A 21,486-nucleotide genomic window follows, 5' to 3' on the forward strand; every position below is an offset into this window, starting at 1 on the left:
CTTTACAATTATGTTACAACATATTGAGCATTTTTGATTCACATTTTGTGAAAGGCTTGTTATGATCCGTTTCGATTTTTAACCTTAGGAGTAAACATGCAATCAAGACCTAGAGATAAGACTGTTGTTGATTCAACAAGTAAAATGGGAAGCTCAAACGAATTTGTGGACTTTGATACTCCCGATTTGCTTTCCGGAGAAACGAAGAAGCCAAAAAGAAGCAATAAGGGTATTATCGCTTCAGCCGCTGGCAAAGTCGGGGGCGCAATCGTTGGTGCAGCTCAAGCCATTGGTCAGTTCATCAAAGACCACAAATACGCTATTGCTATAACTGCGCTTGCAATTGTTGGTGGTGCTGCTCTTACTGCTGGTATCATCTTCTTCTGGCCTGCTATCGTAGCTAGTGCGGCTGCTTTCACTGTCGCTTTACCTACTATTGGTACGGTTGCTCCTTTAGCATGGCTTAGCACATTAAGCCTTCCAGCCGCTGCTGCTGTGCTTGGTGCCTTTGCTGCTGTTGGAACAATGATTGCTGGTGGAGTTCTTTACGGTACGGCTAACCTTTTACAAGGTACTTGGAACTTCTTAAAGCACTCAGCTAACTTCTTCCGTGGTCCAACACCTTCTACTGAGCCCGCTACCAAAGAGGAGCTTAAGCAGATAGTTAAAGAGGAAGTCAAAGAGATAGTTAAGCACCAAGTTCAAAAGAAACTTGATGGAGCTATGGAAGTTGTTCACCAGCACATCAACGAAGAAGAGCAAAGACTAGGCGTCCGTGTTGATCATGCTGCCGGCTTTGTAGTGCGTGCTTTAATGCAGGGAGCACCTCGTTCGCAAGAGCCTACTGCTAGAGTTTTTTCCATGCCAACGCGCGGGGAGCAGGAGCAATTTGACCGTCGTGACGGATCAACTGTGGACACTATGTTCGGAACTTTTAGTAATCCACACCAATCTGGACAACCAGGTGCTACTGTATCTCATGGCAATCAGGATTTATTGGATACTGCTAGTACTAGTGATCAACCTCAACTACACTAATGTGTTTGAACTCTTTTTAACGCGGCTTCTGCCGCGTTTTTTATGCCCATTTTAAAAGGGGGCGTTTTGCTCTTTTCTGTACATCAAAACAAGCATTCCTATTTCCTATACGTTATAATCTTCCTTTTATTGCAATGAGCAAAATGGTATGACAAAAGTACGTAAAATGCTGGTAACTAGCGCGCTCCCGTATGCGAATGGCCATTTGCATTTGGGGCATTTGGTTGAACACGTGCAAACCGACATTTGGGTGCGTACCCATACTATGCTGGGGCACCAATGCATCAGTGTGTGTGGGGATGATGCGCATGGCACGCCAATTATGTTGAAGGCAGAGCAACTCGGATTGAGTCCAGAAGCGCTAACCAAAAAGATGCAGCAAAGTCATGAACACGATTTTAACGCGTTTGCGATTCATTATGATTGTTATCACACCACACATTCGCCTGAAAACCAAAGCTTGGCTACAATGATTTACGAACACCTACAAAGCGCTGGGGTCATTGTTAAAAAAACGATTCGCCAAGCCTACGACCCGGTAAAAGAAATGTTTTTGCCTGATCGTTATGTGAAAGGAACTTGTCCGAAATGCGGGGCAGCGGATCAATATGGCGATAACTGTGAGTCGTGCGGAGCCACGTATTCTCCTACTGATTTAATTGATGCGGTCTCTGCTATCTCTGGTGCGAAGCCCATTGAAAAGGATTCAGAGCATTATTTCTTTGATCTCCCCCATTATGAGTCCTTATTAAAAGAATGGACGCGCAAAGGCCATCTGCAAACGGAGGTGGCGAACAAGTTGGATGAGTGGTTCGCTGCGGGTTTAAAACAATGGGATATTTCGCGTGATGCCCCCTATTTTGGTTTTAAAATACCTGGCACGGAGAACAAATATTTTTATGTGTGGCTCGATGCGCCTATCGGTTACATGGCAAGCTTTAAAAAGTATTGTAATGAGCAAGGGCTGTCGTTTGATGAGTTTTGGGGTAAAGACGCAAAAACTGAACTTTATCATTTTGTCGGCAAAGACATTGTGTATTTCCACGCGTTATTTTGGCCCGCTATTTTAGCAGGGAGTGGTCATCGGCTGCCTACTGCTGTGTTTACTCACGGGTTTCTCACGGTTGATGGGCAGAAGATGTCAAAATCACGTGGGACATTTATTGAAGCACGTACCTACCTTAACTATTTAGACCCTGAGTATTTACGCTATTATTTCGCTGCGAAATTAAATGGCCGAGTGGATGATCTCGATTTAAATTTCGATGATTTTATCAATCGCGTGAATGCCGATTTAGTCGGCAAAGTGGTCAACATTGCCAGTCGTTGTGCTGGATTTATCAATAAGCGTTTTGCTAATCAATTGAGTGGAGAGCTTGCAGAACCTCAGTTATACCAGGAATTAGTGGCTGCACGCAGTGAAATTATCGAAGCTTTTGTCCAACGCGATTACGCACGAGCTATTCGTCAAATCATGGATTGTGCTGATCGAGTGAATCAGTACATCGACGCCAATAAGCCTTGGGTGTTGGCAAAAGAAGAATCACGATTAGCTGAAGTACAGGCGATTTGTACAATGGGGTTAAATCTATTCCGCATATTAATCACCTACTTAAAACCAGTAGTCCCTACGATGGCTGCTTCTGCGGAGCAGTTTTTAAATTGTACTCCTTTAACTTGGGACAGTATTGATAAGCCTTTGCTTAATCATGATATCAACCCATTTACCCCCTTAATGACACGCGTTGAACGAGAAAAAATCGACGCGATGCTTTTGCACACGAAGGAATCATTAATGAGTACAACCGACGATAAAAAAGCAGTAGCTGCTACTGAAAATACCATTAGCATCGAAGAGTTCAGTAAAATTGATTTACGCGTTGCCCGCATTGTTGCTGCTGAGGCCGTAGAGGGTGCTGATAAATTATTGCGGTTACAACTGGATTTAGGTGAAAAACAAAAACAGGTTTTTGCAGGCATTAAATCCGCTTATCAGCCTGCGGAGTTAGTAGGCCGTTTAACCGTAATGGTGGCTAATTTAGAGCCAAGAACCATGCGTTTTGGGGTATCGGAAGGCATGGTCTTAGCGGCGGGTGATGGCAAAGGTATTTTTCTGCTGCAACCGGACAGTGGTGCTCAGCCGGGGATGAAGGTTAAATAATGATTTTAGTGAGTCAATGCCTTACGTCCTCTTTTCCTATTTCAAACGGCTTGTCCGCGGAATGGAGAGGACAAGCCGTGGAGAGTGAACAATGAAGTCCGTTAAAGCCATCGATGCACTGCTTCCTCAGACGCAATGCACAGAATGTGGTTACGCGGGGTGTTTGCCTTATGCGGAGGCCATCGCGCAAGATAAAGCGCCTATCGATCGATGTCCTCCTGGTGGGGTCAAAACTGTGAAAGCACTTGCCGAGCTATTAGGCATAGACGCTGAACCTTATCTCCCAGTCGCACAAGCAAACACACGTCCTCCTGCGTTGGCACACATCCGTGAAGCGGAGTGTATTGGTTGCACTAAATGCATTCAAGCCTGTCCAGTCGATGCCATCGTTGGCAGTGGTAAGCTTATGCACGCTGTCATCACCACCGAGTGTACCGGGTGTGGGCTTTGTGTCGAACCTTGCCCTGTCGATTGCATCGAGTTAGTGCCTATTCCTGAATTTCATTACGATAAAGATCTTGCCAGACAACGTTTTAATGCAAGACAAGCCCGCTTATTACGCGAAGAGCAAGAAAAACAACACGCTTATCGAGAAAAGCGACAATTGGCTCTGAAGACGACCGACGAAATGTTGGACGCGAAAGCCAAGCAGGATTATATTTTGCAAGCGCTTGCACGCGTGCAAGCGAAAAAGACCAATAACCATGAATAAACAAAAACGCCGGGCCATTTTTGAACGCTTTAAAGCACGTAATCCCAAACCCACCACCGAATTGAATTACAGCACTCCTTTTGAGTTATTGATTGCGGTGATGTTATCGGCGCAAGCGACCGATGTTAGTGTCAATAAAGCGACCGCTAAACTTTTTCCTGTAGCCAATACACCGCAAGCGATATTGGATTTAGGTGAAGAGCAGCTTAAGAAATACATCAAAACCATCGGGCTTTTTAACAGTAAAGCGCACAATGTGATAAAGACATGCCAAATGTTGATCATGCAGCACGGCGGAGAAGTTCCTCACTACCGGGAGGCGCTGGAAGCTTTACCTGGTGTTGGACGCAAAACAGCGAATGTGGTGCTCAATACCGCTTTTGGGGAGCCTACTATTGCTGTGGATACCCATCTTTTTCGTGTAGCGAACCGAATCGGTATTGCCAAAGGGAAGACTCCTTTAGCCGTGGAGCAGGCACTGCTTAAAAACATCGATAATGAGTTTATCGACGATGCGCATCACTGGTTGATTCTACATGGCCGTTATGTGTGCACCGCTCGTAAACCACGCTGCCCTGAGTGCTTGATTCGTGATTTGTGTGAGTACCCGGATAAAACGGCTGAGTGTCATCCTGAGCAAAGCGAAGGACCTCCCAACTCTTGGCAGTAACTCCATCCAGGAGATCCCTCACTACGTTCGGGACGACAATACCACTATCATCCTGAGCAAAGCGAAGGACCTCCCGACTCTTGGTAATAACCCCACCAAGGAGATCCCTCACTACGTTCGGGACGACAATACCACTGTCATCCTGAGCAAAGCGAAGGACCTCCCGACTCTTGGCATTAGTAACCCCACCAAGGAGGTCCTTCGCTTCGCTCAGGATGACAATCCACCGTTGGCAATAATCCCATTAAGAAGATCCCTCACCATGTCTGGATGACAAAGGTTACGTGTCTATCGATGCTTTATTGTAAACGCAATGGTAAGATGTAGTATTCGTTAATGTGCCATCTTTGAAGAAGGAAAGAGCGATACTGTAGTGTAATTGATCATTTTCGAGAGACCAGCTGAATTTGCCCACACCCACTTCGATGCCATCAAGGGCCAAATTGCCTTCTTTACGGTAAGCAAGCAGAGAGCCCAAAAGTTGCTGGCCATCGCCGCTCCAATGGAGATGGGCAATATTTTTATCCACAACAAAGTTGCCTTGAGTACTGTAAGCTGAAATAGTATCAATAGGCATTTGTTCATTATCAAAGGTGATTGATGAAAAATCTGAACTTTGCTCAATGGTGAGGGAGATTTTTTCCTCAGGGTCATTATCACACACACCGGTCCAATGACCTGAAAAATCAGCATATCCATCGTGTGAGCGCAGACTTTGCTGACGATTTGGCTGTTTCTCTTGAAACAATTTAGGAAATAACGGAATTGCAGCAAAGCTCGACGAAGCTAACGCTAAACTTAAGTGAATTAAAATCAATTGTTTTTTCATGAAATTATCCGTTTGTTAAATACAATGAGTGGTATCGATACCCACTTTTTTAAAGGCAGTTTCAATAGGCTCAGGGTTTACATTTAAATCTTTAGCTGCATAAGTGACGCCGCAAGCACCGTCAGTAAAACCGGTTGTAGGTGTCCAATATTTGGAGTTAGCGACCACCATGACGTGGAAAGCGGTTTTAATCCCCAGTTGTCTGGACATAAGGTAGAAAGCCCTATTAAATACACCACTGGCGGTATGCACCAAAAAGCTTTGTTTTTCGAGTTCATTGTCCGGATATTTTGATTCGGCCAAGCCTAAAAGCTCAGGATAGCTGACCGTGCAAATGCTACGTTGGGTTCGGGCCATTGTTTTATCCACACAATCCGCTGAATTCCCATCTAACGAGGGCAAATCTAAAAAGCGAATCGCTTTGATGGGCAATGAGGGGGGGATTAATGTTTCACCAATGGCCCAAGTGACTTCATTCGGAATGAGATAAACCTTATTGTATAATTTGGGGAATTTTTCTAAGAGATACGCACGAGAAGCTTGAGCAGCCATATCGGAAAATGATTCATTCAGAGCGCCAGGCTCATCATGGTATTCAAGATTCGCGTGTTGCTGAGTAAACCCGTGTGCTACTTCATGGCCTGCAACATCCAAGGATACTAAGGGGTAAAAATAGGAGCCATCCCCAAAAGACATGGTGGCACCATCCCAGAAAGCATTGTCAAAAGCAGAGCCAAAATGCACGCGCATAATGAGTTTTTGAGGGTTTCCATCATCGTCTTGCAAGGCATTAAGTCCATACCACTCTTTAAATAAACCAACAATCATATGACCAAAAAAATAGGCGTCATTACCCGCCGAATACGCCCCATTGACAAAATCTTCGATATTATTATTGCAAGAATATCGATAAGGGGTGCGAATAAACCCTGGCCAATCCCACTCAGAATTGAGATTAACTAGTGTCACTTTCTCATCAGCAAGAATACAAGTTTGATCTTGTTGAGTGACTTCTAGACTAGGTAAATCATCCTTTCCATACCAGTACTCATGAACTTTTTCATTCCCTCCAGGACCGATGTCAGAATAGTATTGGATATTGTTCCATTGCTTCATGACCTCACCTGTTTGTGCATTAATGATGAAGAAAGGCCAAACAGGTTTATCATTCGATAAGCTTTTAAAAGAAACCAAATAAGTTAATTGCAATTGATTATCTTGAGTTACCCTAATCTGCAGCTCGCTTTTTTCATTACTAGAATTGGTTGGGTTAGCTTGATTAAAATAGTGGTTTTTCGCTAATTGAATAGCGTGTTGCGAACTAAATGCCGGATTGGTATTGAGCTGAATGTCATCAAATAAATGGCCGTTCACTTGCTCACCCATTAACCCGCGACGATTTGGATTTGCGCTCACGGTAACCTGGGCGCCAACAATAGGAATCCCTTTATAGAGTTGCTGATAGCGTGTTATGACAACCTTATCTTGCCGTGTGCGACTCATAGGTTTTAACTTATTCATACTCACGGAGGAGCCAACGGACATCGTTGCTTGATGCGAAAAAGAGAATGGCTTCAGTTGACTTATAGGCGCTTGGTGCAAATTGACATAAGTTGCTGCCCAGCTCGTTGAATAAAGGGAAATTAAAGCAGCAAACGTTATATTTTTTATCATATCGGTAATCTAAATTGCAAATAGATCGCATTTTGACATGAAAAGGCGCATTGAGCAATGGAAAGTTGCTAAGATGAAAGAGCTCATCTTATTTCATGATTTGTTTTAGCATAAAGAGCCCTGCTGGGATATCCCTGGGAGTTACTCGATTAATCAAATGGACTTTGATGAAACCACTATTACAATAAGCGCTTACGCTTAAAGTAATAAAACATAAGCATGGCTAGAATTAACATAATAAAAAGAATAGCAGGGTAAGAATAGCGCCATTTTAGTTCTGGCATGTAGACGAAATTCATCCCGTAAATGCCAGCAATGAACGTTAAGGGAATAAAAAGACTGGCGAAGACGGTCAGAATTTTCATTGTTTCGTTCATCCGTGTGTTGAGGGTAGAGAGATACATTTCTAGAATGCCGTTGATTGTTTCACGTTGCAGATCAATGGATTCGAGTAAACGGGCAGTATGGTCAAATAAATCGCGATAATAAAGAATGTACTTCACATCAAGTAAATGCTTTTGCTCGATAACAAGAATATGAACAATATCATTGAGAGGTGCTATCACTTTGCGCAATGTCATGGTTCGCCTTTTCATGGTGTATAAGTTTGTCAAATTAATCGCTGCGGGATTTTTTATTAATAGGTTTTCCATCTTTTCAAGGATTTGTTCGCATTCTTCAACAAAATTAAAATAATTATCAATGATGCAATCCATAATCATATAACCAAGGTATTCGCTACTTTGTTCTCTAATAATGGGTTCTTTTGCTTTTAGGCGTTTCTCAAGCGGCGTAAAATCACATCGATTGGATTCGCGAAAGCTAAGCAAAAGATTTTCTTTCAATACCATACTAAATTGCTCGATATTATAGGTAAGATTGTGTGTTGGCGTATCAAGCATTTTGAAAATAATAAAGAGACAATCCTCAAGATCATCTAATTTAGATCGTTGACGAGTGTTTAAGATGTCTTCAATGATTAAGGGGTGAATAGCAAATTCGGCACACAGGCGAGTAATTTGTTCGGTATTAGCAAGGCCGTAAACATCAATCCAAACGTGTTGCTTGTTCGCTAAAGCCTGACGAACAAGCTCAGGCTGAAAAGTTTTAAGCTTTTTATAACTTTTAGCGTCATAAATGTGAACCGATACTTGAGTGGCTACAGGAGGGTTTTCGCCCACGTAAACGGCAGTACCTGGCAGCAATCCGGCTTTGGCTGAAGATTTTTTTTTAAACGGAGTCATAAACAGTCCTTGTCCTATTTTTATTCAAATTATAATCTCCAGTGTAAAGATAGGCTAGTTTAGTGAAGAATATTTGCCAAAATAAAAATAAAAATGCTATATTCCTGGTCATTTTTTCAAATTCTGCCAAGGGGTAATCTTTGGGTTGCAAGACGAGTACAACTTAAAATGGCTGCCTTTTCAATTGGATTATCGAAACGAAGTTATTTGTCACTTACAGTGAGTATGATGACATGCCTTATCTTGTTGATTAATGTTTCATTTAAAATTATTGAACTGCATGGACTTATGTTCACTGCAAGCAGTGTGCTCTGCCCATTAGTTGCTATCCTTTATTTAATGGTTTTAAGAGAATGCAGCATCGTGCAACAGCGGCATATACTTAACCAGTGCTTACTTGCGTTATACCTTTTTTCGATAGGTATTTACCTACTGGTCAATTTACCTGCTGCTGAAAATATGCACGACAATCCTACTTATCAGATTGTTTTTGAAGCCATTCCTAAAAAATTTTTTGCATCGACGATTGCTTTTGCAATCAGTTTTTATCTGCCGCATTTATTTTGTTGTGCCCGCAAAACAGTCATATTGATCTCACCCAAAGGACGCCTTCTATTGGCGGTACTAGGAGGGTATGCTTTTTTTAGCTTTAATTTTTTGTTGCTTTTTTCTCATCCTCTGATTCAACAGTTTCAACAGATTTACATTGATTCCTTAATCATCAGTGGTGGGATCTTATTAGGTTTTGGGGTGGTGCATTTATCCGCGCAGTTCATATTAAAACCTGTCAAAATCGTGTTGAAAAAAAATGCGTTGCCTGCCTATTTATCAGTGCCTATGTACCATTATCTTGTCAGTTTTTCAGTCACTATCTTATTGATTTGCCTTGCTTGCGAGTATCGTTTAGTTTCCTTACCGGAAGGATATACCTTAGGGGCAAGTGGGCTATTATTCCCTTTAACCATTGTAGCAAGTAATCTAATTGGCGAATTGTTTGGTTACAGAGCAAATTTACGGTTAGCAGTCGTCCTTATGCTAACTGAATTAACGTTTGATTTGCTGTTAATGGGCGCCGTAGCGTTACCTGCACCGGAATTTTTTAATTTAAACCCTTTTTACTCTTATATCCTGCCGCGCCGGATCCCTGCAGGAACCTTGGCTCTATTTGTTACCTTTGTTGGCAATGCCATGTTGCTTGAAAATTTGAAGTACACTGGCCTTAACCTTAACCGAAGCACACGGATCTTGATTGCTAACGTGATCGCCTCTTCTCTTCTGTGCTTGGTTAACTACACGCTTTTATACGGTGGGGTTTACTCCTACGATCAAATTTTTAGTTTGGCAATGAGCTCCTGGACTTACAAAATCATTGCAACAGTAGTCAGTTTACCCCTTGTGGTATGGTTGTGTAAGCGTTGTAGTGAACAAAAAATATTACAGTCGACGCTTAAAGATAACGTAACTTATTGAGTGAACAACTAGTTGGGCCTCGACCCAACGTTCCTGCTCTTGTTCAGCGGTTATTCTTTTTTCTCCTTTTTAACAGGTCTTTTCCAGCCAAAAATTGTTTTTTGCTTGCTGACTGTCAAGGTGAGTTCCCCTGGAGGAACATCTTTACGGATTGTGCTTCCAGCACCAATGGTTGCATTAGCACCGATGCGTACAGGCGCCACAAATTGCGTATCCGAACCGACAAATACACCATCTTCGATGACGGTTTGATGTTTATTTGCGCCGTCGTAGTTACAGGTAATTGTTCCTGCACCGATATTGACTTCTTTTCCTATCGTGACATCGCCAAGATAGCTTAAATGACTCGCCTTAGTCCCTTCCGCCAGCACAGCGTTTTTGGTTTCCACGAAATTACCAATTTTACAATCGGCGGCAAGTTGAGTACCGGGTCTTAAGCGTGCAAAAGGACCCACATGACAATTGTTATCCAGTACGCAATCTTCTAACACTGAGTTAGCAAAAATTTCACAATTTTCACCTAAGGTGACATTTGTTAGGACGCAATGTGGACCAATTCGACAGCCTTTTCCTAGACGTACATGGCCATTGCATATCACATTGACGTCAATGAATACATCTGGACCGCATTGAAGTTCGCCACGCACGTCCAGGCGGTTTGCATCACTGATACTTACCCCAGAGAGCATCAATTGCTCTGCAACTCGCTTTTGCCAGACGCGCTCGAGCTGTTGGAGCTGCAGTCGATTGTTGACCCCTTGGATTTCTAAGAGATCCGTGGCTTGCATTGAGGTGATCGGCAAATTCTCAGCCACTGCCATCGCAATAATATCGGTGAGATAATATTCACCTTGAGCATTATGAGCATTCAATTGAGGTAACCATCGTGCTAAGTCTGCTGCTGATACGCAGCAAATGCCGCTGTAAATTTCGTTGATGCGCTTCTGATCAACTGTTGCATCTTTTTCTTCAACAATCGCGCGAATGGCCCCGGAGCCATCACGTACAATGCGTCCAAGCCCAGTCGGATTATCGAGCATCGCGACGAGTAAACTGAGCGGAATCGGTTTTTTCTCATGGGAAAGACTGGCTTTGACAAGCGCGCGCAAGGTTTCAGAGCGGATTAATGGCACATCGCCTGAAAGCACTAAAACTTGAGATTGGTCAGGAATATGCGTGAGTGCTTGTTTTACGGCGTGGCCAGTCCCCAATTGTTCCGTTTGCAAAACCCAATTCACGGATGAATTAGCGAGGGCTGATTTGATCGCTTCTCCCCCATGACCATAAACCACATGAATCGCGTCTGGATTTAACTGTTGCGCCGTCTCGATGACCCATTGCAGCATGGGTTTGCCTGCTAAACAATGCAGTACCTTGGGGGTATCGGAATACATTCGTTTGCCTTGACCGGCAGCTAAAATAACTATTTGCAGTGACATGAGTGTTATTATTTCCTAAAGTTAGCGCATCTTTTTAATTAATAGATGCTGAAATAAACAAATTGTATGTAGGTTGCTAATCAAATCATGAATAGATATGATAAAAAAATTGCGACAAAAGGAGTAGTGCAATAACGATTTTTCTTGATATAACCCAATATTTTTTGATTGACCATATTCCTTATGCTCAGGATGACGGGCTTAACTCACCACATAAGTTTTTTTCCATCAGCAGCTTAACCTGCTCACTATCTAAGTTTTTACTGAATAAATACAGCAATTTGCAATGGGCAGCCTCAGGTGTCATGTCATGGCCACTGATTAAACCAGCTCGTTTCAGCGTATAACCAGTAGCATATTGACCCATTTCGACCTTTCCTTGCTGACATTGGCTGCAATTGACAATCACAACACCGCGCTCACAAGCATCCTGCAGAATATTTAAAAAGTGTGGATCATTATTTTGTGCATTCCCACTACCATAGGTTTCAAGCACTAATCCGCGCAGTGGTTGCTGTAGGATGTAATCTAATACTTTAGTTGCGAACCCAGGAAACAAGCGAAAGTTCGCGATGAATTGTGGACTAATCATCTGTAAATGAAACGGTTGTTGAGGTGACGGTAGTAAAAGCTCTTTATGAAGCTCAATACTAATGCCAACTGTCGCTAAATGAGGAAAATTCGGGGAGTCAAACGCATTGAAGCGCTCAGAGCTGATTTTTTGTGTCCTGTTCCCGCGTAACAATTGCTGATTGAAGTAAATGCAGACTTCATTAATAGGTTGATGCGCGCAAAGCCATAATGACGTGATCACATTGTCCATCGCATCGTTTCGCACTTCAGATAAGGGAATTTGCGAGCCGGTGACAATGACGGGTTTAGATAGGTTTTCCAGCATGAATGATAAAGCGGAGGCGGTATAGGCCATAGTATCTGTGCCATGAAAAATCACGAAGCCGTCAAAATGGTTGTATTCCGCGTTAATGTCACTGGCAATGCGATTCCAGTCACTGACTGTCATATTCGAAGAATCAAGTAACGGTTGATATTCTTTGATCACGTAATTGGGCATTTCCGAGTGTTTTAACGCAGGAATTTGTGCGAGCGCGGTTTGGACGTACCCTAATGCGGGTTCATAGCCGTGACTGGTTTTGATAGAACTGATTGTGCCGCCAGTGTTAAGAATGAGGATGCGTTTTTTCATAAAAAAATTTCAATTTTTGCGACGATTATACGCTGTGAAAGCAATCTTTTGCAGTCCCTTTACGCATTGAGCAAGAATGTTTGTTAGCAATTTAGAATATAATTATTTAACATGATGATTTTTCGCATAAATGATAAAAGAGTTACGGGTATAAATCGGATTTAATTTTGTGGTTATTCTAGGAAAAGAGAAGCAAAATAAGTTGGAGTGCAGGTTTATGTCAATTTTTCAAGATAAAACGACTAAAAAGCACAGATTTATTTGCCAACCTCTTCCACTTTATGGAAAAATCAAGGTATTAACGGTTTAGTGTAAGCAGTGAAAAATGGTGATTGATCGTGCCGGATACCGGTTGAACGTTGGTATAATTCTTACCAACTCATCCGGTCGAGTGTTTTGGGGAAGACGTAATGGCCATGATGCTTGGCAATTTCCCCAGGGTGGCTTGGCCACTGGTGAAACAGCGCTAGAAGCGATGTATCGAGAGCTACGTGAAGAAGTCGGTTTAGATAGGGAAGATGTAGAGGTGCTCGGTGTTACAAAACGCTGGTTGAAATATCGTTTGCCTAAGCAGTATCTTCGTCATGGTAGTGAACCCTTAGTGATTGGTCAAAAACAAAAATGGTATTTACTAAAATTAATCACTTGTGAGCAAAAAGTACGTTTGGACTTAAGCGATTCGCCAGAGTTCGACAGCTGGCGCTGGATCGATTATCACGAGCCTCCCGAGCAAGTAATTTTTTTCAAACGTCAAGTTTATGCGCAAGCGATGAAAGAATTAGAGTATCTGTTAAAGAAACGCCGCACTCCTTTTGGTGCACGACGTAGGCGAGGTAATCATAGTCGATAATGTTAAAAATACTGAAACGAATCGTCCAGGATGTCACTACAGCAAGTCATTTAACTGAAGCACTCTCTATTTTGGTGCAGCGTGTTCGCAAAGCAGTTGATGCTGACGCCGTTTCTGTTTTTCTTATCGACAATAAACATGCTGAATATGTATTGATTGCAACCGATGGTTTGAATCAGCAGGCTGAGTCCAGAGTGCGTGTGGGGTTAGATAGCGGTCTTATTGGCTTAGTAGGGCGACGCGAAGAGCCCATTAATATCGAAGACGCGCCTTCTCACCCTGATTTTCATCACAATCCCTTGCTTGGCGAAGAACACCTGCTCTCCTTTTTAGGCGTACCGATTATTCAACACCGGAAGCTCTATGGGGTTTTGACTGTTCAACGTGCAGAAAACCGCTGCTTTGATGATGCAGAAGAAGCGTTTCTGATTACTTTGGCCGCACAATTGGGTGGTGTTATTGCGCATGCCGAAGCGACCGGCGAGTTAGCACAGTTAACTCAACCGGTTCTCACCGGCACTGCTAAAGGCGAGGCCGCCTCTGTTGCATTAACAGGCGTTGGTTCAGTGCCGGGCATTGGTATTGGAACCGCGGTGGTGGTTTATCCAGCCGCGGATATTGATTCTGTTCCTCGTCATTCTGTGGATGGCGTTGAAGAGGAGGTTGTAACATTTTACGAAGCGTTACAAGCGGCGCGCGAGGATATGCAACGCTTAAGCAGGCGTATGAAAGCGACTGTTGCTGAAGATGAGCATGCTTTATTTGATGTTTATTTGCGTATTTTAGATAAAGACAGTTTGGGTGCTGAGGTCGAACAGGTTATCCGTGAAGAACAAATCAGTGCCCAAGCGGCGCTATCGGCAGTCATTAAAAAACACGTGCAGCAATTCGAAAGCATGGAAGATGATTATCTACGTGAGCGAGCGAGTGATTTTCGCGATCTCGGTCGCAGAGTACTTGCTGAATTACAGCGCGCACAACGTGAGGAAATTGCTTACCCTCGTCGTACGGTCTTGATAGGGGAAGAGATCACTGCCTCTGCATTAGCTGAAGTCCCCGAGGGTCAATTAGTGGGTGTGGTGTCGGCAAAGGGGGCGAATAATTCGCATGTGGCCATTTTAGCACGTGCCCTGGGCGTACCTACTGTGATGGGAGTTCGAGGGCTTAAGGTTGAGCATTTGTCGCGACGTGCTGTTGTCGTTGATGGTTATTTTGGCCATGTGTATGTTTCTCCATCCCGAGCTATCTTTTCGGAGTTCAAAAAATTAGCCCGGGAAGAACAGGAGCTGACTCAAAGCTTAGTGAGTTTACGCGATAAGCCGGCTGAAACACTGGATAACTACCGCGTTTCTTTGCAAGTCAACACAGGACTCGCAATGGATGCTGGGTTGTCAATGAGCGTCGGCGCTGAGGGCGTGGGTTTATACCGCTCGGAAGTGCCTTTCATGAGTCGAGATCGTTTTCCTTCAGAAGATGAGCAATACATTATTTATCGTCAAATTCTCAAGGCATTCGCGCCCCGATACGTCACTATGCGCACGCTGGATATCGGTGGGGATAAGATTCTTCCTTATTTCCCTGTTTCAGAAGATAACCCTTATTTAGGTTGGCGTGGTATCCGGGTTACGCTGGATCATCCCGATGTATTTTTAATGCAAGTTCGGGCAATGATGCGTGCGAGTGAAGAATTAAATAATTTGCGCATCATGTTGCCTATGGTTACTAATTTAAGTGAAGTGGAAGAAGCCGTATTTTTAGTAGAGCAAGCATTTGAAGAATTATTAGAAGAGGGTTGCTTGATTGAAAAACCCAAATTAGGTGTTATGGTCGAAGTGCCTGCAGCGGTGTACCTCGCAAAAGAGTTGGCAAAACGGGTTGATTTTTTGTCCGTAGGAAGCAACGATTTGACCCAATATTTGCTTGCTGTTGATCGAAACAATGCGCGTGTTGCTGGTATTTATGATTCATTCCACCCTGCTATGCTGCGTACGCTCATGAAAGTGGTTGAAGGTGGGCATGCGGCAGGTGTGGAGGTCAGTATTTGCGGCGAAATGGCATCTGATCCTTTAGCAGTGATGTTATTGCTCGCGATGGGTTTTGATACATTAAGCATGAACTCCACTAGTTTGCCTCGTATTAAATGGGTTATTCGTAATATCACCTTGGCGCATGCGCGCAAAGTGCTTGCCGATGTCCTTGAACTTGAGCACCCTGCTGAAATCAGAATGCTTTTGCAAAAAGCATTGGAAGAGGAAGGCCTAGGCAGCTTAATTCGCGCTGGCCGCGGGTAGGTTCCTCGCGTTGCTCAGGATGACAGTGTTATTGTCGTCCCGAACGTAGTGAGGGATCTCCTTGATGAAATTACTGCCAAGAGTGGGGAGGTCCTTCGCTTCGCTCAGGATGACAGTGTTATTGTCGTCCCGAACGTAGTGAGGGATCTCCTGGATGGGGCTACTGCCAAGAGTCGGGAGGTCCTTCGCTTCGCTCAGGATGACGGTGGTGTTGTCGTCCTGAGCGAAGCGAAGGATCTCATTGTGGGAGTTATTGCCAAGAGATGACAAAGGGTTTTTCCTCATAATATTAGGAGATCCGTTTATTACAAGCGTGAACATTGTTGAAATGCTATTGCATGGTAGCCTCTATATTGTAGCAGGCATTATAGCAGGCCTAGTCTCGGGTGTTATGGGAATAGGCGGGGGCATTGTTGTGGTCCCTGCATTGGCTTTTATTTTTAATCATAAGGCTAATTTTCCTCATGAATTGGTCATGCAAATGGCTGCCGGTACTTCTTTAGCGGTGATGCTTTTTACTTCGCAATCTTCTATACGCACGCATTATAAGCAAGGTGTCATTTTGTGGAGTGTGTATAGGCGTTTGTGGCCAGGAATCGTCATGGGGGCCATCAGTGGTGCTTTAATTTCCCATAAGTTATCGACGTTTTGGCTTAGAATGCTATTTGGTTTTTTCTTGCTGTTTGTATCCATTAAAATGCTTGCTGATATGAATAAGAAAGAAATTAAGCCCTACCATTTTCCTCCTGCTTGGATAAATGGGTTAATTAATTTTGTAATAGGCGGGATTGCCGGTTTACTGGGGGTAGGCGGTGGGGCTTTAACCGTGCCCTATCTGAGCTATTGCAATTTAGATATAAAAAAAATTGCGCCTATTTCTGCCTTATCGACACTGACTGTGGCGGCAGTAGGAACGGTTGTTTTTATCATTACAGGAGCCAACGAGCCTGGACTCCCGATGTACAGTAGTGGGTTTGTTTACTGGCCAGCGGTTTTGGGCATTGCAATTCCCAGTAGTTTTTTTGCTCCTCTCGGTGCAAAATTAACTTATATTATTCCGGTTAAGCAATTGAAGTATGGTTTTATTGCATTATTGATTGCAACGGCGATTGACCTACTCATTTTAAGAGGACTTTTTTAGGATATATCCATGTTAGCATTTCCGCAAATTGATCCGGTTGCTTTTTCACTTGGGCCCATTAAAGTCCATTGGTATGGGCTTATGTATTTGGTGGGCTTTATTGGCGGTTGGGGTTTAGCACAATGGCGAGCTAAACATTATCAATTGAATTGGACTTCTGAGCAGATTGGCGATTTGATTTTTTATGGGGCTTTAGGGGTTATTATTGGTGGGCGATTAGGCTACATGCTGTTTTATAATACCTATCAATTTTTTACTCAACCTTGGACCGTATTTAAATTATGGGAAGGCGGGATGTCCTTTCATGGCGGATTACTCGGCGTGGCCGTTGCGATGTGGCTATTCTCGCGCAAAGTTAAAAAACCGTTTTTGCAAGTCACTGATTTTTTAGCACCACTTGTCCCTTTAGGATTAGGAGCAGGAAGGCTGGGTAACTTTATTAATGGCGAGTTGTGGGGGCGAGTTACTGATGTGCCTTGGGCAATTGTTTTTCCTCATTCCGATGGCCAACCACGTCACCCTTCGCAATTGTATGAATTGGGTTTGGAAGGGATCATTTTATTTGTTTTCTTGTGGTGGTATGCATCGAAACCACGTCCGGTTGGTCGAGTTTCGGCGATGTTCTTAGTGGGGTATGCGATTTGCCGCTTAATTGCTGAATGCTTCCGGGAACCCGATGTACAATTGGGCTATATTGCATTTGATTGGCTTACCATGGGGCAACTGCTGTCTATCCCAATGCTATTAATTGGCTTATGGGGATTAAATTGGGGTAATAAACGATGAAAACGTATCTACAGCTTCTCGAACATATTTTAGAACACGGTGTGGAAAAAACCGATCGAACTGGAACAGGCACCCTTTCCATTTTTGGCTATCAAATGCGCTTTAATCTCGCCGAAGGTTTCCCGTTGGTTACCACGAAGAAGCTCCATACGCGCAGCATTATTCACGAGTTGTTATGGTTTCTAAGAGGCGATACAAATATTGCCTACTTAAACGAGAATGGAGTAACCATCTGGGACGAGTGGGCTGATAGCAAAGGCGACTTAGGTCCTGTCTACGGACAACAATGGCGGGCTTGGCCTGCTGCGGATGGGCGAGTTATTGATCAATTATCAGAAGTGTTGCAGCAAATTAAAACCAATCCTGATTCAAGACGGTTGCTCGTGAGTGCTTGGAATGTGGGGGAACTCGATAAGATGGCCTTAATGCCGTGCCATGCTTTATTTCAATTCTATGTCGCTAAAAATCGCCTTTCTTGCCAATTATATCAACGTTCTGCGGATGTTTTTTTAGGTGTACCGTTTAATATTGCTTCCTATGCTTTGCTGACCCATTTGGTGGCGCAGCAATGCGATCTGGAGGTTGGTGATTTTATTTGGACGGGTGGGGATTGCCATCTGTACTTAAATCATTTAGAACAAGCGCGTACACAATTACAGCGTACCCCATTTCCGCTGCCACAGCTGATTATAGGCCGCAAGCCTGCTTCACTGTTTGAATATCGGTATGAGGATTTTGAGTTTATCAATTACCAATCCCACCCAACCATTAAGGCACCGATTGCAGTTTAATTCATCCTGTGTGTAGGGATGGTTCTCTTGATTCTTGGTCGAAACTTGATTCAGAAGGTTCTTCGCTATGCTTAGGATGATAGGTTGTGTGTTGGGATGTACCGAGAACCAATAAAAATTGAGCGGAATAATAAAGATACATCTCTAAAATAGAAATCAAGCGGTCATTGTCAAAAATAAACCGATTCAAGGCAAAGGTCAGATCAGAAAAAAGAAATAACAAGGCACCGAGAGTCACTATGGGTGTATGTTGCTTCACATGCAATGCGCAAAAAATCATTGGAATAAGCCAACACGTATAGATCATTACGGGCACTTTCATTTCGCCTAAATAGGGATAGAGAATATAAAAACCGAACGCGAGAGTGGCTAAGATTACTATAAAAATGGATAGGCGCTTTTTTTGGAAGCTAGCAATTTTTAAAAATAACAGGATATAAGCACATTGTGCCAAAATAAATGACAAAATGGTGATTTGTAATGAGAGCTGAAAAGGCAAAGTAAGAACAGCATCCCCCAGAAATGAGAAGCTAAGGGCCGCAAACAATAGACCTTTTGTGGCAGGTTCGTGATTACGTAGACTAAATAAAATAAGAAAAATAATAGGCGTCGGTTTTAGGATAGTGGTGATGGGATAGTCGATATAAGATGAAGCGAGAAGGTAAATGAGCATACTTAATACAGCAAGCGTCAAAGTTATTTTTGAATATTGGCCTGACATTGTATTCCTGTTCATCACTTAGATAATAGTTCAGGTCTTCCTTTCGATGCCGTAAAGGGAGAGCTATTACCCACTGAAAGCATTGAGTATACACCGCTTATTCTCGACTGAATATTTGTTTTTCGCAGAAAATATGATTTAATATTGCGCACTAAGATTTGTTTAATAGCCAATTATGAAAAAATTGATCTTCTTTGTTTTAATTTCCCTCGCTGTGACAACTGGGCAAGCGAGTAAACTAAGTAAATTCCTGCATAAAATGGAAGAAGAAAATAGGGTTCGCCAACAACAGGAGTGGCAACAGGACATGAATTTTGCTGATCTTTCTTTCCGATTAGAGAAGCGGTATGTGGATGAGCGCGGACAAGACTGTCGTGATTATATTTTTAGAGCACGAAGCAACCCTTATCTGCATGGTTATTATACCGTGTGTGAAGAACGATAACCGTAAAATAGGTCACATGATTAATCAAATAGGGTTTCATTCTCATTAAATACCCTCTCATACAAACGCAGTAATTGTTTTTTTGTTACTCGATGGGTCGATAAAGGGGGTAATGCATGGATGCTAAAAAAATCAATTTCAGCTATTTCTAGATTTTCCATTTTCTCACCAGAAATAATTTCGCAATGGAAAAAGCACTTATACACGTGTGGCCATTGAGGCGGATGATCATGTTTCTGTTTATCCCATAATGCAAGTAACCTAAAGGGCGAAACTTCGAAGCCCGTTTCCTCCTTAGTTTCTCTAATGACGGCCTCTGAGGGCGATTCATTCACATCAGCAAAGCCACCGGGTAAAGTCCATAAACCGTCAGAGCGTTCTTTTACCAGTAGCAAATTGTCATCATTAAGAACAAATGAACGCACATCAAGCTTAGGCGTTGCATAACTTTCTTCTAATGAAAACAAATGATGAATTTCCTCTGCGGAATGAGGTGAAAAATGGCTGGCAAACTCAGCAGCAATTTCACGAAATCGTGAATACCTTTGGGTATCAAATTCATTATCGGAATAAGCAAGCCCGTTTTGAGCAAGGGCTTGAATTTCTGAAATCAGTTTAAGCCAGTCCATATTGCGTTGACTCATGAATGATTAGCTCCGGTTTTTATCTCTTTTTTGTTTGCTTTACTAATTAAAAAATCAAGAACTTTCAGTAGTCTCTCTTCTCCTTTAGCCATTTGCAAATCGGTCTTATACTGATTCGCTATGACAAAAGCGGGCACACCATTTACATGATAGCGGGCCATTAAAGTCGTGGCTTCATTGATTTGCATATCGATGGTTGTTGAATTCTCAAAGGCACTTTTTGCCGTAGCCGGGTCGACTCCTTGAGCGGTGAAAAAATCGACCATCGCTTGATTGGAATTCATGGCGTTATCTTTCGCTTGAATCGTTTTGAATAACAGTGGATTAAGCTTGCTTTCTAAATTTAAGAGATGAGCGGTGTAGTATGCCTTGGCGTAATAGGCCCATTCTTTATGAAATATCACGGGTACACGTGAAAATTGAATGGTATTACCTTGCTGTTTTACCCAATTCTCAAGCGCCGGTTCAATTCGGTAACACCAGGGACAACCGTAACTAAAAAACTCGGTGACAGGAATTTTATTATTAGGCGCCTTTGGCTCAGTGAGACCACTGACAAGCTCATAATCTTTGCCCGCGATAAATTCTTCAGCAAAGCCTAGCAAAGGGAGAAATAAAAAAACAATGGGTATAAAACGTTTTAACATCATTAGTCTCTCTTTTAAATTTAAACTAGTGCCGCATGCAGCCTGCTTGGCGTTTTTTCGTCAACTAGGATAGCTTAATGTAAGCCTTGAATGTAATAGGCCACTGCCTCCATGTCTTCCTGGCTCATGCGTGCACTAATATCACGCATAATGGAATTCAAGTCGTTTGTTCGTTTCTTGTCTTTAAATGCCTGCAATTGCTGGATGGTATACTCTTCATGTTGTCCTGTTAACACAGGAAATCCAGCTTGTGCATTTCCAGTGCCTTTAGGGCCGTGGCATGCGATACAGGCTGTAATGTGTTTCGAAAAATCACCACCACGATACAGGAGTTCGCCTCGTTTTAAAAATTTTTCGGGTGTTTCTCCTTCTGCAATGGGCTGATTAGAATAAAAATTTGCCAACTCTGTCATATCCTGATCATTTAAATTGGCTAATACGGCCGTCATTGTTGCAGCATTACGCGTAACACCTTTTTTAAAATCATGCAGCTGCTTGATAAGATAGCTAGCATGTTGCCCTGCAAGATTAGGCCATTGTGGATTACTACTCACTCCTTGTGCGCCGTGACAGGCTGCACATACGGCGGATTTTAGTGCTTCTGCTTCTGGTGTTTCAGCGATACAAGTCGTCACTGTGCCGAGCAAAAAAATGGCACAAAAGATTTTTTTCATTCTTTTCCCGTGGTTTCAGCTGGTTTAATGGTACACTGTTTGTGTAAAAATCCCA

At 42.9% G+C, this 21,486-nt stretch carries 20 protein-coding genes; 11 read left to right on the plus strand and 9 right to left on the minus strand.

Annotation, left to right across the window (positions count from 1 at the left end; genetic code table 11):
- Positions 1 to 144: 144 nt before the first annotated feature.
- From B5D33_RS10280 to nth, 4 genes are all read left to right on the plus strand, one after another.
- Complete coding sequence (locus tag B5D33_RS10280; protein ID WP_133140932.1) at positions 145 to 1,038, plus strand: APC family permease; 894 nt, start codon at positions 145 to 147, stop codon at positions 1,036 to 1,038.
- 148 nt (positions 1,039 to 1,186) lie between these two features.
- Complete coding sequence (metG, locus tag B5D33_RS10285) at positions 1,187 to 3,199, plus strand: methionine--tRNA ligase (protein ID WP_058452283.1); 2,013 nt, start codon at positions 1,187 to 1,189, stop codon at positions 3,197 to 3,199.
- Positions 3,200 to 3,290: 91 nt separating this feature from the next.
- Complete coding sequence (locus B5D33_RS10290; RefSeq protein WP_058452282.1) at positions 3,291 to 3,911, plus strand: RnfABCDGE type electron transport complex subunit B; 621 nt, start codon at positions 3,291 to 3,293, stop codon at positions 3,909 to 3,911.
- Positions 3,904 to 4,581, plus strand: a complete 678-nt coding sequence (nth, locus tag B5D33_RS10295; protein ID WP_058452281.1) for an endonuclease III — start codon at positions 3,904 to 3,906, stop codon at positions 4,579 to 4,581. The genes B5D33_RS10290 and nth overlap by 8 nt, the downstream gene beginning before the upstream one ends.
- Positions 4,582 to 4,861: 280 nt before the next feature.
- On the opposite strand, the gene B5D33_RS10300 is transcribed toward nth, so the two are convergent.
- From B5D33_RS10300 to corA, 3 genes are all read right to left on the minus strand, one after another.
- Complete coding sequence (locus B5D33_RS10300) at positions 4,862 to 5,410, minus strand: hypothetical protein (protein ID WP_058452280.1); 549 nt, start codon at positions 5,408 to 5,410, stop codon at positions 4,862 to 4,864.
- 15 nt (positions 5,411 to 5,425) lie between these two features.
- Positions 5,426 to 7,084 carry a M4 family metallopeptidase gene (locus B5D33_RS10305; protein WP_058452279.1) on the minus strand — a complete coding sequence of 553 codons (1,659 nt, stop codon included), beginning with the start codon at positions 7,082 to 7,084 and terminating at the stop codon, positions 5,426 to 5,428.
- Between the two features lie 179 nt (positions 7,085 to 7,263).
- Entirely contained in the window at positions 7,264 to 8,328 is a 1,065-nt protein-coding gene (gene corA / locus B5D33_RS10310; RefSeq protein WP_058452278.1) for a magnesium/cobalt transporter CorA, read from the minus strand.
- Between the two features lie 168 nt (positions 8,329 to 8,496).
- On the opposite strand from corA, the gene B5D33_RS10315 reads away from it, so the two are divergent.
- A complete protein-coding gene (locus B5D33_RS10315) occupies positions 8,497 to 9,798 on the plus strand; it encodes a VUT family protein (protein WP_058452277.1) in 1,302 nt (433 codons plus the stop codon).
- A gap of 50 nt (positions 9,799 to 9,848) precedes the next feature.
- Here B5D33_RS10315 and glmU read toward each other — a convergent pair whose 3' ends face one another.
- Together glmU and ansA are read right to left on the minus strand one after the other, a co-directional pair.
- On the minus strand, positions 9,849 to 11,237 hold the full coding sequence (gene glmU / locus B5D33_RS10320; protein WP_058452276.1) for a bifunctional UDP-N-acetylglucosamine diphosphorylase/glucosamine-1-phosphate N-acetyltransferase GlmU: 1,389 nt from the start codon (positions 11,235 to 11,237) through the stop codon (positions 9,849 to 9,851).
- Between the two features lie 187 nt (positions 11,238 to 11,424).
- A complete protein-coding gene (gene ansA, locus B5D33_RS10325; RefSeq protein WP_058452275.1) occupies positions 11,425 to 12,441 on the minus strand; it encodes an asparaginase in 1,017 nt (338 codons plus the stop codon).
- Positions 12,442 to 12,766: 325 nt separating this feature from the next.
- Here ansA and B5D33_RS10330 point away from each other — a divergent pair, with 325 nt between their 5' ends.
- From B5D33_RS10330 to thyA, 5 genes are all read left to right on the plus strand, one after another.
- On the plus strand, positions 12,767 to 13,291 hold the full coding sequence (locus tag B5D33_RS10330; RefSeq protein ID WP_058452274.1) for an RNA pyrophosphohydrolase: 525 nt from the start codon (positions 12,767 to 12,769) through the stop codon (positions 13,289 to 13,291).
- Entirely contained in the window at positions 13,291 to 15,582 is a 2,292-nt protein-coding gene (gene ptsP, locus B5D33_RS10335; RefSeq protein ID WP_058452273.1) for a phosphoenolpyruvate--protein phosphotransferase, read from the plus strand. Before B5D33_RS10330 ends, ptsP begins: the two co-directional genes overlap by 1 nt.
- Before the next feature lie 241 nt (positions 15,583 to 15,823).
- Positions 15,824 to 16,723: a sulfite exporter TauE/SafE family protein gene (locus B5D33_RS10345; protein ID WP_234802493.1), complete on the plus strand. Its 900-nt coding sequence runs from the start codon at positions 15,824 to 15,826 to the stop codon at positions 16,721 to 16,723.
- A 9-nt stretch (positions 16,724 to 16,732) separates the two neighbouring features.
- Positions 16,733 to 17,509 (plus strand): prolipoprotein diacylglyceryl transferase, encoded by a 777-nt coding sequence (lgt, locus tag B5D33_RS10350; protein WP_058452270.1) that lies wholly within the window; start codon positions 16,733 to 16,735, stop codon positions 17,507 to 17,509.
- Entirely contained in the window at positions 17,506 to 18,300 is a 795-nt protein-coding gene (gene thyA, locus B5D33_RS10355) for a thymidylate synthase (RefSeq protein WP_058452269.1), read from the plus strand. Before lgt ends, thyA begins: the two co-directional genes overlap by 4 nt.
- A 1-nt stretch (position 18,301) precedes the next feature.
- Here the strand turns inward: thyA and B5D33_RS10360 are convergent, their stop codons facing one another.
- Positions 18,302 to 19,021, minus strand: coding sequence for a lysoplasmalogenase (locus B5D33_RS10360; protein WP_058452268.1), 720 nt, complete (start codon positions 19,019 to 19,021; stop codon positions 18,302 to 18,304).
- 175 nt (positions 19,022 to 19,196) lie between these two features.
- Here B5D33_RS10360 and B5D33_RS10365 point away from each other — a divergent pair, with 175 nt between their 5' ends.
- Positions 19,197 to 19,466 carry a hypothetical protein gene (locus B5D33_RS10365; protein ID WP_058452267.1) on the plus strand — a complete coding sequence of 90 codons (270 nt, stop codon included), beginning with the start codon at positions 19,197 to 19,199 and terminating at the stop codon, positions 19,464 to 19,466.
- A 20-nt stretch (positions 19,467 to 19,486) separates the two neighbouring features.
- Here B5D33_RS10365 and B5D33_RS10370 read toward each other — a convergent pair whose 3' ends face one another.
- The 3 genes from B5D33_RS10370 to B5D33_RS10380 all read right to left on the minus strand — a co-directional run bounded on the left by B5D33_RS10370 (position 19,487) and on the right by B5D33_RS10380 (position 21,431).
- Positions 19,487 to 20,110: an NUDIX hydrolase gene (locus tag B5D33_RS10370; RefSeq protein WP_058452266.1), complete on the minus strand. Its 624-nt coding sequence runs from the start codon at positions 20,108 to 20,110 to the stop codon at positions 19,487 to 19,489.
- Positions 20,107 to 20,757, minus strand: coding sequence for a thiol:disulfide interchange protein DsbA/DsbL (locus tag B5D33_RS10375; RefSeq protein WP_058452289.1), 651 nt, complete (start codon positions 20,755 to 20,757; stop codon positions 20,107 to 20,109). Before B5D33_RS10375 ends, B5D33_RS10370 begins: the two co-directional genes overlap by 4 nt.
- A gap of 74 nt (positions 20,758 to 20,831) precedes the next feature.
- The gene (locus tag B5D33_RS10380; RefSeq protein ID WP_058452265.1) at positions 20,832 to 21,431 is read right to left on the minus strand and encodes a c-type cytochrome; all 600 of its coding nucleotides are present in this window, start codon (positions 21,429 to 21,431) and stop codon (positions 20,832 to 20,834) included.
- Positions 21,432 to 21,486: the final 55 nt, after the last annotated feature.

The organism is Legionella maceachernii, assembly GCF_900167045.1.
In the GTDB taxonomy this organism is placed as follows: Bacteria; Pseudomonadota; Gammaproteobacteria; order Legionellales; family Legionellaceae; genus Tatlockia; species Tatlockia maceachernii.